Origin of the sequence: Azospirillum brasilense (assembly GCF_007827815.1) — a bacterium.
GTDB lineage: Bacteria > Pseudomonadota > Alphaproteobacteria > Azospirillales > Azospirillaceae > Azospirillum > Azospirillum brasilense_C.
Map to the genome: position 1 here is coordinate 1 of NZ_VITH01000007.1, position 14,183 is coordinate 14,183.

Below are 14,183 nucleotides of genomic sequence, written 5' to 3' on the forward strand. Positions count from 1 at the left end.
CGTCGTGGTGTAGGTGGCGCCACCGATGGTGACGGTCACCGTGCTGTCCGCTTCCGCCGTGCCGGTCAGGGTGGGGGTGGTGCTGTTGGTCAGCGTGGCGCTGGTGACGGTCGGGGCGTTGGGCAGCGTGGTGTCGACAACCAGCGACTGCGTGCCGGCCGAAGACGTGTTGCCCGCGGCATCGGTGGCGGTGGCCGAGACCGGGTTGGCACCGTTGACGTTCAGGCTGAGCGAGCCGGAAGTCGGCGTCGCCGTGGCGAGGTTGATCGACCAGTTGCCGCCCGTTGCCGTGGTGGTGTAAGTGGCGCCGCCCACCGTGACGGTCACCGTGCTGTTCGCTTCCGCCGTGCCGCTGAGGATCGGGGTGGTGCTGTTGGTCAACGCCGTGGTGACGGTCGGGGCGGAGGGCGCGGTGGTGTCGATGGTCAGCGACTGCGTGCCGGCCGTGGAGACGTTGCCCGCCGCATCCGTGGCGGTGGCCGAGACGGCGTTGGCGCCGTTGGCGTTGAGGCTCAGCGAGCCAGTGGTCGGCGTCGCCGTGGCGAGGTTGACGCTCCAGGTCCCGTTGGTTGCCGTGGTGGTGTAGGTGGCGCCGCCGATGGTGACGGTCACCGTGCTGTCGGCCTCCGCCGTACCGGTGAGGATCGGCATGGCGCTCTTGGTCAGCACGGCGCTGGTCACCGCCGGAGCGGTCGGCGCCGTCGTGTCGATGGTCAGCGACTGCGTGCCGGCCGTCGACGTGTTGCCCGCGGCATCCGTGGCGGTGGCCGAGACGGCGTTGGCGCCGTTGGCGTTCAAGCTCAGCGAGCCGGAGGTCGGCGTCGCCGTGGCGAGGTTGATCGACCAGGTGCCGTTGGTTGCCGTGGTCGTGTAGGTGGCCCCGCCGATGGTCACGGTCACCGTGCTGTCCGCTTCCGCCGTGCCCGTGAGGATCGGCGTGGCGTTCTTGGTCAGCACGGCGCTGGTCACCGCCGGAGCGGTCGGCGCCGTCGTGTCGATGGTCAGCGATTGCGTGCCGGCCGTGGAGACGTTGCCCGCGGCGTCGGTGGCCGTCGCCGAGACGGCGTTGGCGCCGTTGGCGTTCAGGCTGAGCGAGCCGGTGGTCGGCGTCGCCGTGGCGAGGTTGACGCTCCAGGTGCCGTTGGTCGCCGTGGTCGTGTAGGTCGCCCCGCCGATGGTGACGGTCACCGTGCTGTCGGCCTCGGCGGTACCCGTGAGGGTCGGCGTGGCGTTCTTGGTCAGCACGGCGCTGGTCACCGCCGGCGCGGTGGGCGCGGTGGTGTCGATGGTCAGCGACTGCGTGCCGGCCGAAGAGACGTTGCCGGCGGCATCCGTGGCGGTGGCCGAGACGGCGTTGGCACCGTTGGCGTTCAGGCTCAGCGAGCCGGTGGTCGGCGTCGCCGTGGCGAGGTTGATCGACCAAGTCCCGTTGGTCGCCGTGGTCGTGTAGGTTGCGCCACCCACCGTGACGGTGACCGTGCTGTCCGCTTCCGCCGTGCCGGCCAGGACCGGCGTGGCGTTCTTGGTCAGCGCCGCGCTGGTCACCGCCGGGGCGGTGGGCGCGGTGGTGTCGATGGTCAGCGACTGCGTGCCGGCCGTCGACGTGTTGCCCGCAACGTCGGTCGCCGTCGCCGAGACGGCGTTGGCGCCGTTGGCGTTCAGGCTGAGCGAGCCGGTGGTCGGCGTCGCCGTGGCGAGGTTGATCGACCAGGTGCCGTTGGTTGCCGTGGTCGTGTAGGTCGCCCCACCCACCGTGACGGTCACCGTGCTGTCGGCCTCGGCGGTGCCCGTGAGGGTCGGCGTGGCGTTCTTGGTCAGCACGGCGCTGGTCACCGCCGGGGCGGAGGGCGCCGTCGTGTCGATGGTCAGCGTCTGGGTGCCGGCCGTCGACGTGTTGTTGGACGCGTCCCTGGCCGTCACCGAAACCGCGTTGGTGCCGTTGGCGTTCAGGCTCAGCGAGCCGGTGGTCGGCGTCGCCGTGGCGAGGTCAAGAGTCCAGGTCCCGTTGGTCGCCGTGGTCGTGTAGGTCGCCCCGCCCACCGTGACGGTCACCGTGCTGCCCGCCTCCGCCGTGCCGGCCAGGACCGGCGTGGCGTTCTTGGTCAGCGCCGCGCTGGTGACGACCGGAGCCGCCGGCGGCGTCACGTCGGCCACGCTCACCACCGCGCTGACGCCGGAGATGGTCGCGCTGCCGGTGGCGCCGCCGCTGTCGGTCAGGCCGGCGATGGCCACCGTGCGGTCGCCCAGCGTCGCCGTCGCGCTGGTGTTCTTGTAGGTGACGCCGCCGAGCAGAGCGCTCATCTGCGCGTCGCTGCGCTCCAGCCCGGTGACGGTCACCGTGGCGACGCCGCCGACCACCGACACGGTGACGCCGGCGTTGCCGCCCGCCACGCCGAGACCGGTCAGGGTGGCGGTGGCGCCGTTGGTCAGGGCGACGTCGGTGCCGCCGATGGTCAGGACCTCGGTGGCGTCCACCACCCCGCTGACGGTGAACACCGCGCCGCGGAAGCTCTGTCCGGCCTCCACCGTGGAGGCGGCGACGCCGCTGAACAGGCTGGTCGAGGCGTCCACCCCGACGCCGAAGGTCTTGGCGCCGCCGGTCGCGGCCAGGGTCGGCACGGCGTCGACGCGGATCGTCGCGGTGGCGCCGCCGGTGCTGAAGGCGTCGCCGCTGGTGTCGGCGGTGGCGCCGGCCGTGCCGCTGGTGCGGTCCCACGCCTTGAAGGTGATGGCGCCGGTGTCGGTGTTGGTGAAGCCCGAGCCGCTCGGCACGAAGCGCAGGCGGTCGGAGCCGGCGAGCAGCAGCGCCGAGCCGTTGGACAGGCCGGTGGGGATGTCGGTCCAGGCGCCGTTGCCGACCTTGTACTGCCAGGTGCCGTTGCTGTTGGTCACCCCGGTGACGGCGATGCCCAGCGGGACGACGGTGACCAGCGGGAAGGGGCTGTCGTACTCGGCGTCGGTGGCGGTGCCGGCCGAGGCGAGCAGATCGGTGACGGTGGTGCCGGTGTTGGCGGCGTCGGCGATGCCCTGGTCGATGGCGGCCAGGCTGCGGGCGTCGTTGGACAGGATCGGGCTGTCGTTGGCGCCGGTGAAGTTGAGGGTGAGCTGCCGCTCGACGGTGCGGTTGCCGTCGGAGACGGTGAAGGTGCTGGTGCCCTGCATCGGCCCGGCGGGGACGCCGTTGAGGAAGGCGGCGTCGAAGACGTAGGCGTAGTGGCCGGTCTGGCTGTTGACGTAGGCGGTGCCGCCCGGACCGGTGGACCAGGTGTCGTAGGTGACGCCGTTGCTGAGCGTGACGCTGCCGTGCTGGACCGGGGAGGCCTGCGAGCCGGCGACGGAGAAGGTCAGCGTGTCGCCTTCCAGGTCGGTGGCGGAGAGCTGGCCATCGATCAGCGGGAAGGTGTCGTTGGCCGAGGTGTCGACCAGCGTCGGCGGGGTGGTCGGGACGGCCAGGACCGGGGGGGCGTTGGTGTCGATGCGGTCGTTGGTCTGGCTGATCGGGGTGGTGTAGGGGGTGTTGGCGTTGCTGGCGCTGTCGACCAGGACGATGTTGACCGGGATGTCCTGGTTGGCGGCGCGGTCGCCGGTGCGCTGGCCGTCGGCGGTGACGGTGAAGGTGGCGGTGTAGGTGGTCGCGCTGACCTTGGTCAGGTTGGCGAGCGCGAAGCCGTTGACGGTGCTGCCGTTGCCCAGCGTGTAAGTGTCGCTGTCCGACGCCACGGTGATCGTCACCGTCACCGTATCGCCGACCTTGGCCGGCTGGTTGGGGATCGTGACGTTGGTGATCGACGGCGGCGTCGTGTCCGCCGTGTTGTTCGTCACCGACTGGTTGGTCACGCTGGCCGCGTCCGCGCCGCCGGTAATGTTCTGGATCGCCGCCGCGTCGTCGCCGTTGGTGGGGTCGGTGTAGCTGACGGTGACCGTCTGCCCGTGCTGGACCGCCTGGGCCAGAGTCAGCGTGACCGTCTTGTTGACGCTGTTCACCGCGACGGTGGAGACGGTGACCGTGCTGCCGCCGACCTTGACCTCGAAGGCGGCAGCCGCCGGGCCGTTCACCGCGTCCAGCGCGGCATCATAGGTCAGGACCAGCGACGTGCCGTTGACCGTGGCGCTCTGCAGCACCGGCGCGGGTGGGGCGAGCATCACCATCACCGAGTTCGAGATGGCGGCGGTGCTCATGTCGATCCCGACCGCCGTGGAGACGATGCTGATGGGGAATGCACCGGACGTGTCCGTGCCGGACGCCGTGATGTCGAAGGTCAGGGTGAAGACGCTGCCGATCGTAATGATGCCGGCGACCGGCATGTCGAGGCTGATGTTCGCGACCGTCCAGCCGCTGGGCGCGCTGACGCCGAACTCGACCATCGACCCTACCAGGGTGATGGACTGTGTGGCCGTGATGGTGAAGGACACCTGCTTCGGCGTCCCCGCAACGAAGGACACGGTCGGGCTTGTCGGTGCGATCTTGAGAGGCGCGGGCGCAGGCATCGTGTTGGCGATCGTCGCCGTGGCGACCTGGTCGACGACGGTGGTGTTCTGCCCGACGGGGCCGCTGTCGGTGATGGAGTGAAGGACGACGGGCCGCGTCTCGGTGGAGCCGAACGCCGCATTGGCCGGGCCGGTGTTCTTGTAGGTGATCCCGTCGATCAGCGAGCCCATGGTGCCGTCGCTCAACGACATGCCGCTCAGCGTCACGGTGGCGACGCCGTTGGTCAGTGTGACCGCGTAGCTGCCGTTGCTGAATGTGCCCGACCCGGTGCCGAGCGCGATGTCGCTGCCGCCGATGGTCAGGAACTCGGTGCTGCCGTTGCCGACGACGTTGTAGACCTTGAGGACCATGCCGGTGAAGTGTTGCCCGCCGTCGACGGTCGAGGCGGTCACCGCGCTGAAGAGGTCAAAGCCGCTGCTGCCGCTGCTCCCCATGAAGAAGGGGGTTTCGGTGCTCAGCGTGAGGGTCGGTGGGGTCCCGTTCGGGTCGGGCGTGTTGTTGGTGACCGGCTGGGCGGTGACGGTCGCGGCATCCATGCCGCCCCAGGCCGATTGAACGGCGTTGGCGTCGTCGCCCACGGTCGGGTCGGTGTAGGAAACGGTGACCGAGCTGTTGAAGGCGACCGGCTGGGCGAGCGTCAGCGTCACCGTCTTGTTCGCGCTGTCCACGGCGACGCCGCTGACGGTGACCGGGCTGCCGCCGGCCGTCACGGTGAAGGCGCCGGTCGCCGGCGGGTTGGCGGAGTCGAGCGCCACGTCGTAGGTCAGCACCAGCGATGCGCCGTTCACCGCGGCGCTCTGCAGCACCGGCGTCGCGGGCGCGCCGATGTTGACGGTGGCGGCGATGCCGGTGAGGCTGGCGCTGTTGTCGCTGCTGCCGTCGTCGGTGACGCCGGTGATGGTGATGACGCGCGGGCCGTCGGACGGCGTGGCGCTCTGCAGGGCCGCGATGTTGTTGTAGGCGATGCCGTCGATGAACGACGCCATTTCGCTGTCCGTCAGATGCAGGCCGCTGATCGTCACCGTGACGGTGCCGCCACTGGCCGTGGCGCTGGCCGTCACCGCGCCGACGGGCAGGGAGGTGGCGCCATGGTTCAGGGCAATGGTCGAGGACGACCATCCGGGAACCAGGAAGACCAGCATTTCCGACGCGCTGTCCAGGACACCGGTCACCGTGAGCGTCAGGCTGGTGAAGACTTGGCCGGAGTCGTTGGTGCTGGCCGTGACCGTCGAGAACAGGTCCGCCGCGTTCGTGTAGGTGGTGAAGGTCGTCGTGTTGCCGGTCGCCGTCAGCGTCGGCGCCGCCGCGGCCGCGACGACGACGGTGGAGGAAACGCCGCTGAGGGTGGCCGTGTTGTTGGTGCTGCCGTCATCGGTGACGCTGGTGATGGAAACGATGCGGTTGCCGGGCGTGACGATGCCGGTGAGGACGTCGCCCGCATTGACATAGGCGATGCCGTCGAGCAGCGCCGCCAGCTGGGTGCCGGTGAGGCTGAGCCCGCTCACGGTGACGGTCGCCGTGGTGCCGCTGTACGAGGTGGAGACCGTCGCTCCCGGCATCGTCGGCACGGTCACCCCGGTGGCTGGCGAGGTCAGGGAAATGGGGATGGTGCCATCGATGGACAGCCACTCGTCGTCAACGACATTGGTGACCGTCAGGGTCACGCTGGTGAAGACCTGTCCGGTGTTGGTGCTGGCGGACACCCCGGAGAACAGGTCCACCGGCGCCGCGTTCTGGGTGAAGGTCGGCGCGTTGCCCGTCGCGGTCACGGTCGGCTCGTTGAGCTGGACCGTGAAGCTGGTTCTGAAATCCGGAATATCGACACCGGCCTGGTTCTGGATGGCCGTCGTGCTGTCCACCGTGTCTCCGTCGTAATAACGGAGGGAGACGAAATCTCCATTCTGGAAGATGTAGCCGTTGCCGACCTCGACGGTGACGGTGCTTCCAACGACGGCGACGCTCGAAACGCTGTAGTAGACGCCGTTGATGCGAATCTGTCCCTGCGTCGACGAGGACCCGAAGAACTGCTGGGTGGACGGGGGATTGTTGGCGTCCAGCGCCTGATCGAAGGACAGGACGACCTTGTTGGTCCCGATTTGCGCGGATGAGGAGAGGAAGGCCGGGGGGCGGGCGGACAGCACTGTGATCGAGACGTCCACCGATTGCGTGTCCAGGCCGTAGGGGGCCTGGATGACGCCGGTCAGGTCGTCACCCGCCGGGTCCTCGTAGCGGAAGGCGATGGCGTCGTTCAGCTGGAACTGGTGGCCGACGGTCAGGGTTACGAAGGTGTCGGACACCACGGCGCTGATCAGGGCGACCGCGTTGCCATTGATCAGGATGGAACCGGTGCCCGCGTTCACGGTGCCGTCGGTCGCCACGAAATGGGTCAGCAGCGGGTTGCTCGTGGTGTCCAGGCTGTCTTCGTACCGGATGGTGATGGTGTTCTCGCCGGTGTAGGCGACCACTTCATCAACGAACGGTGCGGCCAGCACCCCGCGATACCGGTCGATCCGCAGGGCTTCGGTCCGCACCGTGCCGCGCGTCCAGGCGAGGGTCCAATCGCCGCCCAGGTCCGCGGCGCCCGTCAGCGTCCGGGAGGCCGCCATGGCGGCGCCGGTGATGTCGGCCAGCGCGTCGAGGAACGCACCGCCATGGCCGCTCGCCACGTTGCAGCCGTACAGCAGGATGTCGCCGTCGTCGGCAAGGCAGGAGCCGATGGCCGCCAGTTCCGCGGCGCGCGCGCCCAGCGTCGCGTCGTCAAGCCGCGCCGCGCCGAGTTGCAGGCCGCCCTCGAAGCCGTGGCACAGCACATGGAGCGCCCGGATGCCGCGGCGCCCGGCCAAGGCCTGCGCCATCGCCGCCACGCCGTCGCGGCCTTCGCCGATCAGAACCGCCTCCATGCCGGAGGGAAGTCCCGCCTGGAGATCCCGCCACCCGTCAAGGGCGGTGTCGATGACGGCAATCTCTGAGGCCGTGCGGAGGAAGCGACCTGAGGTGGTAACGCGCGGGGCGGCGGCGGCGGCGGGCGCTTCGGTCATGGCGGACGGTTCCTAAGTGGGAAGCAATCCGAGGTGGGCATCTCTCGAAAGAAATGGCTACCCCGTTTGATTTGACATACCCACAACCCGGTGCCCTGGTCAATGAATACAACGCAAGATCATGGCATTTGACACAGCTGTTTTCTTGTCGATTGAAAGCACAAATTCACATTCTAATGTTACATATTGCGAAATATCGTGTCATTAGGAGTGTTAATGTGTTGTTAATTCCTATTATGACGCTGATAAAATCATGCATCTATTCAATTTTTATTTCGCTGTGCCGCAAAATAGCGTGGCGCACACCAGTAAAAGTGGCGCTGCGGTGAGTTGCGGTAGCAAGCAACGGTTCCGTTGAACTGTCCGGCGCATCTTGGCGTGGCGCAACGCCAGAGCGCAGCGCGACCGCTTACCCTGGGTTGGGCATCCGCCACTCTTGGCACAAAGGTGCCAAGCCGTTCGTTCTATTCACCAGAGGATCCGTGGAAATTTCCTCCTTGTGGCCTCTTCTGGCGGGCTCAGCCGGAGGCGGTTGGCTCCCGCACCCGGTCGGGGGTGAAGGGCAGGTCGCGCAGGCGCAAGCCGGTCGCCGAGCGGATGGCGTTGCCGATGGCCGCGGCGGTCGGCCCCTGCGCTGCCTCCCCGGTGCCGAGGAAGGGATCGCCGGGCCGTTCGACGATGTGGACGTCGATGCGGTCGGGCACGCTGGCGAAGCGCAGGATTGGGTAGCTGGCCCAGTCCACCGAGGTGACTCGGGTGTCGTCGTAGACGGCGCGCTCGAACAGGGTCCAGCTCATCGCCTGGATGATGCCGCCCTCGGTCTGGTTGCGGATGCCGTCGGGGTTGACGATCTCGCCGCTGTCGATGGCGGCGGTGGCACGGGTCATCCGCACCCGCCCGCTGCCGCGGTCCACCGACAGCTCCACCGCCAACGCCAGATAGGCGGCGTGGTTCTTGTAGCGGGCAAAGGCGAAACCGTGGCCGAAGCCCGGCGCCGGCGCGGCGCCCGTCCAGCCGAAGCGCTCCGCCGCCAGTTCGACCACCCGGCGGGCGCGCGGGTCCTCCAGATGGCGCAAGCGGAACTCTACGGGGTCGGCGCCGGCCAGCAGCGCCAGATCGTCCATCATGCTTTCCAGCGCGAAGACGTTGGCGTAGGCGCCGAGCGACCGCAGCGCCGACACCCGCAGCGGCATGTCGGGCAGGAAATGCCAGAGGATGCGGGTGTTGGGGATGGCGTAGAGCGGGATGGCGTTGCGATCGCCGTTGCCGGCGGGGGTGATCTGCATCGCCGCCGCTTCCGCCGGGAAGGGCTCGGCCAGATGGCGCGCGGCCAGCAGGGCGCCGGCCCCGCCGGGGCGGGTGGTGTGGGTGTTGGACCAGACGTCGAAGGTCCAGCGGTCGATGCGCCCGTTCCCGTCCAGGGAGGCCGCGGCCTCGATCATCATGGCCGGGCCATAGGGCTCCCCGGCATGCTCCTGCTCGCGCATCCACTGCACCCGCACCGGGCGGCCGGGCAGCTTGCTGGCGATCAGCGCCGCGTCCGCCGCCGCGTCGTCGGCGCCGTTGTGGCCGTAGCAGCCGGACCCCTCCGTATGGATCACCCGCACCCGATCCAAGGGCAGGCGCAGCATCTCGGCGATGGCCTTGCGGTCGGGATAGACGCCCTGGGTGTGCGACCAGACGGTCAGCCCGTCCTCGCCCATCACCGCCACGGCGCAGGACGGGCCGATGGAGCCGTGAAGCTGGTAGGGCCGGGTGAAGCGGGCGCGCAGGCTGCGCGGGCCGTCGGCGATGGGGCCGGCGTCGCCCTTGGCGTCCACCGTGCCGACCTCGCGCTCCAGCGAGCGCAGCAGGTCGGGGATCGGGGTGTCGCCGGGCAGGGTCGCCGGCTCCTCCCAGCGGGCGGCGGAGGCGAGGGCGCGCATCGCCTTGACCGCCCGGTACTCCTTGTCGGCCACCACGGCGAGGAAGTCGCCGTCGCGCAGCACGGCGACCACCCCCGGCATCGCCTCCACGGCGGCGCCGTCCAGCGCGGTCAGCCGGGCGGCGGGGCTGGGCGGGCGGACGACGCGGGCGTGCAGCATGCCCTCCGGCCGGAGGTCCTGCACATAGGCCGCGCCGCCGGTCATCTTGGCGGGAATGTCCACGCGGGGCAGCGGCTGGCCCATCACGGACAGGCGGTCCGGTGCGGTCAACGGGGCGTCCGCCGGCACCTCCACCGTCAGGTCGAGCGACGCGGCCAACTCCCCATAGCCGAGCGTCCGCCCGTCCGGCGCCGTCACCCGCTTGTCGGCGAAGCCCAGCGCGTCGGCCGGCGCGCCGAGGCGCCGCGCCGCCTCCTGCGCCAGCAGGGCGCGGGCCTGGGCGGCGGCGGCGCGGATGGCGGTGCCGCTGTTCTGCATGGACTGGCTGCCGGCGGTGTAGCCCTCGTTCGGGGTGCGGGCGGTGTCGGCGGTGACCAGCGTGATGGCGGCGGGCGGGACGCGCAGCTCCTCCGCGGCGACCTGGAGCAGGGCGGTGCGGATGCCCTGGCCGAGTTCGGCCTTGCCGGTGAAGACGGTGATGGCGCCGTCCGCGCCGATGCGGACCCAGGCGTCGAGCCGGGGCGTCTGGGCGAGGCTGCCCGGAGCGGGCTTGGGAGGCCGGGCGCCACCGCCGTCCCCGGTCTGGGCGGGCAGGGGGCGGGCCAGCGACACCGTGACGACCAGGGCGCCACCGGCGGCCAGCAGGCCGCGGCGGGTCAGAGGGAGGGGGCTGTGGTCGCTCATTAGCCGGCCCTCCCGTTCGGGGCGGCGGTCTCGGCGTGGCGCATGGTGTCGGCGGCGCGGCGGATGGCGCGCAGGATGCGCATGTGGGTGCCGCAGCGGCACAGGTTGAACTCCAGCGCGCGACGGATCGCGGCGTCGTCGGCGTCCGGCCGCTCCTGGAGCAACGCCTGCGCCCGCATCATCATGCCGGGGATGCAGTAGCCGCACTGGGCCGCCTGCTCCTCGATGAAGGCGCGCTGCATGGGGCCGGGGGCCTCAGCGGTGCCCAACCCCTCGACCGTGGTGACGGCGCGGCCCTGCATCAGCAGGACCGGCGTGACGCAGGACAGAACGGCGCGCCCGTCCACCATCACCGTGCAGGCCCCGCACTGGCCCAGCCCGCAGCCGAACTTCGCCCCGTTCAGCCCGAGATCGTCGCGCAGCACGTAGAGCAGCGGCGTGTCCGGGTCCGCCTCCACCCGCTGCGGGGTGCCGTTCACCGTGAGGTCGATCGCCATGATGGGCTTCCTTCCGTCAATCCGGGCATGCGTTCAGTCGGCGGCGCCGACGTTCTGCGGCGCCCGTTCGATGCCGTCGGCGGGGCGGACGGCGACGTGGTGTGCGCCGCTGCGCGTGTCGGCCACCAGCCGCTCCAGCCCGTCCCATGGCGGCTGGTCGCTGAAGCGCCCGCGCAGGTAACGCAGCAGGGCCACCATGTCGGCGTCGGTCAGCGCTCCGCCGAAGGCCGGCATCACCGCGCTGACGGTGCCGTCGCCGGGTGGCAGGCCGAACAGCGTGACGTTGACGATGTTCTGCGGGTTCGCGGCGTTCACCGCGGTGCTGAGCGCGAAAGGCAGTCCGCCGAAGGGCAGCGGCCGTCCGGATTCGTGGCAGGTGGCGCAGGCCGTGCGGTAGATCGCCTCGCCACGCTCGTCACCCCCGGTCCGCCCGGAGTCCGCAGCGGGGGGACGGGCTTGGCTGTCGGCGGCGGTCGGGCCGGCGCCCGGCGGCGCCCCGGCGTCGGCGGTACGGCGCGAAACCAGAGCCCGCAGGTCTTCGCCGCGGCGCAGGCGCTCAGCGCTGGGGGGACCCATGCGGTCGGCGACGTAGGCGCCGATGGCCGCCACGTCGGCGTCGGGCAGGCCGACGAGGTTGCCGGTGACCTCCGCCATCGGCCCGCGCGACACGCCGTGCGCCGGGTGCCAGCCATGCCGCAGGTAGAAGGTCAGGCTGTCCGCCGTCCAGGGGACGGGCGCCGGGGAGTCCTGGTCGATGGGGTAGGCGGTCCAGCCCTCGGCCTCGCCGCCGGCCCAGGCGCGATCCTTGTCCACCGCGCCCAGCGCGTTGCGCGGGCTGTGGCAGGCGCCGCAATGGCCCAGCCCCTCCGCCAGATAAGCGCCGCGGTTCCAGACCTCCGGCTTGGCCGGGTCGGGGGTGAAGGCGCCCTCGCGGAAATAGAGCAGCTTCCACCCGGCCACGGCCATCCGGATGTTCAGCGGGAAGGGAAGGTGGTTGGCCGGCGCCTCCGCCCGCACCGGCGTGCGGGTCATCAGATAGGCGTAGAGCGCCCGGTTGTCGGCGTCGCTGACCCGCGTGTAATGGTCGTAGGGGAAGGCGGGGTAGAGATGCCGCCCGTCGCGGTCCACCCCGCGGCGCATGGCGCGGGTGAAGGCCGCCTCGCTCCAGCGGCCGATGCCGGTGTCCTCGTCGGGCGTGATGTTGGTGGAATGGATGGTCCCGAAGGGCGTCGGCAGGGCGAGCCCACCGGCGAAGGACCGCCCGCCCGGCACCGTGTGGCAGGCGATGCAGTTCCCCACCGCGGCCAGCCGCGCTCCTTCCGCCACCAGCTCCGCCGGAAAGGACTCCGCCGCCGGGCGCGGCTGGGGCGGGATCGCGCTTTCCCACGCCCAGGCGACCGCCCCGGCGCCGAGCGCCAGAATCACGGCGGCCCCGCCGATCAGGCCACGCCCGATTGAGTTCCGCCGCGTCTTCCGTCGTCCCATGCGCGCACCTCCCACCCTGCGAACAGGCGGAGCGGGGGATCGTTCTGAGCGCTCACCCCTCCATGACGTCGTCGAGCGTGGCGGCGAGGTCGCCGGGCTCCACCGGCTTGTGCAGCAGGCGGCAGCCGATCTTCCGGGCTTCGCGCAACCGCTCCGGCGCGGTGTCGCCGGTGATGATGACCACCGGAACGTCCCAGCGGCGGCGGACCAGCTCCGCCACCGTGCGGCCGGTCTGCCCGCGTGGAAGGCGGTGGTCGGCGAGGACGACGTGCGGGCGGCTGCGCAGCCGCGGCAGGCGGTCGGCCAACTCCTCGGCGGAGCCGACGGCGGTCACCCGCACCCCCCAGCGCTTCAGCAGCATGGTCATGGCGTGGCGCACCCGCTCGTCGTCCTCCACCAGCAGCACCCGGCGGCCCCGCATGCGCTCCATCGGCGAGGCCGTGGCGACCGCGCTGGTCGCGGCCACGGCGATGGCGCGGGCGGCGGCGGTCAGGCGGCGGTCGGGTTCGGAGGGAAGGGCGGCGCGCGGAACGGCCACCGTGAAGACCGTGCCCCGGCCGACCTGCGACCGCAGGTCCAGCGTCAGCCCAAGCAGCCGCGCCATGCGGGCGACCAGCGGCAGGCCGAGCCCGAAGCCCTTGGCCGCGCAGCGCTCCGGATTGTCGAGCTGGTGGAACTCCTCGAAGATGGCGGCGCGGGCGTCGGGGGGGATGCCGCGCCCGTCGTCCCACACCTGGAACTCCAGCGCCTCAGGGCGCCGCCGGCAGCCGAGGAGGACGCGTCCCCCGTTCTTCCCGCCGTGGCGGACGGCGTTGGACAGCAGGTGGGTGAGGATGCGTTCCAGCAGCCGCGCGTCGGTCCGCACCGCCACGCCGCTGGGATGGACGTGCAGGCTCATACCCTCGGCCGTGGCGCTTGCCCGGAACTCCTGGCCCAGACGGCGCATCAGCGCATCGGGGCGGAACTCCGAGACCGTGACGTCCACCGCCCCCGCCTCCAGCCGGGCGAGGTCCAGAAGGCCGCTCAGCATGCCGCTCAGACTGTCGATGGAAGCCTGAAGGAGGTCGGCCGCCTCCCGCGCCGACGGGTTGCCGCCGACCGCGCCGCGCAGGATGTGGGCGTAGAGCGCCGCCGCCTGGATCGGCTGGCGCAGGTCGTGGCTGGCGGCGGTCAGGAAACGCGCCTTGGCCCGGTCGGCGCGTTCCGCCGTCTCATGGGCGCGGCGCAGTTCCTCTTCCCGGGCGGAACGGCGATCCTCGGCGCGGTGCATGCGGTCGCGCAGCCGCCCCATCTCGCGGCGCTGCTCGACCAGTTCGGCGGCCAGACGCGCGCTTTCCTCGACCAGCCGGGCGGCGTCCCGCTGGAGGCGTTCGGCGGTGCGGACCCCTTCGGCAAGGTTGCGGCTCAGCGTCCCCAGGCTTTCGCGCAGCACCTCTCCGGTGGTTGCCCCACCTTTGTCCGGTTCGTCCGAATCCGCATGTTTGGGCATATAGGTCTCCACGATGGCCCCCGCTCACCGCCGCGAAACAACTTCCGGCACATGATTTCACGTACGTCAGGTCACAACAGCGCAGAACGGGAATTGTTTTCGTGGGCATAACGATTCGCGCGCGTGCAAAGGTCCCGATCATCGCTTCAAGGGTGTCGGTTGCGGAGCAGCGACACCCCGTGCCCAAAAGGACGGCAGGTTGTCACACATGCAACGTGTTCCGGAGGCGACGAAGCGGTCAGCCGTCGGCACCGGGGCGGTCGTCGCGCTGTTGACTCCGAAGGCGCCGTTCCGGCGTCGATGCGGGCGCCATGGAACAATCAGGTGGAGTTCCAAGATGATAGGGGAAGCCGGTGATGGGGCGGGGCGGCTTTGCGCCGCCGTTTCCGTGCGCTGGCACGGTGATTGCTTTGTAAT

5 protein-coding genes are annotated in these 14,183 nt (G+C 70.7%); all 5 read right to left on the reverse strand.

Going from position 1 to position 14,183, the window contains the following annotated elements:
- Positions 1–7,527 (reverse strand): SwmB domain-containing protein (locus tag FBZ83_RS15150; RefSeq protein ID WP_145684310.1); only part of this gene is annotated, 7,527 nt, incomplete at its 3' end.
- Between the two features lie 518 nt (positions 7,528–8,045).
- Positions 8,046–10,295: a xanthine dehydrogenase family protein molybdopterin-binding subunit gene (locus FBZ83_RS15155; RefSeq protein WP_145684312.1), complete on the reverse strand. Its 2,250-nt coding sequence runs from the start codon at positions 10,293–10,295 to the stop codon at positions 8,046–8,048.
- Entirely contained in the window at positions 10,295–10,792 is a 498-nt protein-coding gene (locus FBZ83_RS15160; protein WP_145679573.1) for a (2Fe-2S)-binding protein, read from the reverse strand. Before FBZ83_RS15160 ends, FBZ83_RS15155 begins: the two co-directional genes overlap by 1 nt.
- A gap of 33 nt (positions 10,793–10,825) precedes the next feature.
- Positions 10,826–12,277, reverse strand: coding sequence for a cytochrome c (locus tag FBZ83_RS15165; protein ID WP_145684314.1), 1,452 nt, complete (start codon positions 12,275–12,277; stop codon positions 10,826–10,828).
- A 52-nt stretch (positions 12,278–12,329) separates the two neighbouring features.
- On the reverse strand, positions 12,330–13,766 hold the full coding sequence (locus FBZ83_RS15170; RefSeq protein ID WP_145684316.1) for an ATP-binding response regulator: 1,437 nt from the start codon (positions 13,764–13,766) through the stop codon (positions 12,330–12,332).
- Positions 13,767–14,183: the final 417 nt, after the last annotated feature.

Coding starts and splice junctions, on each gene's coding strand:
- FBZ83_RS15165 (WP_145684314.1), bottom strand. CDS start 12,277: ATGGGACGACGGAAGACGCGGCGGAACTCAATCGGGCGTGGCCTGATC.
- FBZ83_RS15160 (WP_145679573.1), bottom strand. CDS start 10,792: ATGGCGATCGACCTCACGGTGAACGGCACCCCGCAGCGGGTGGAGGCG.
- FBZ83_RS15170 (WP_145684316.1), bottom strand. CDS start 13,766: ATGCCCAAACATGCGGATTCGGACGAACCGGACAAAGGTGGGGCAACC.
- FBZ83_RS15155 (WP_145684312.1), bottom strand. CDS start 10,295: ATGAGCGACCACAGCCCCCTCCCTCTGACCCGCCGCGGCCTGCTGGCC.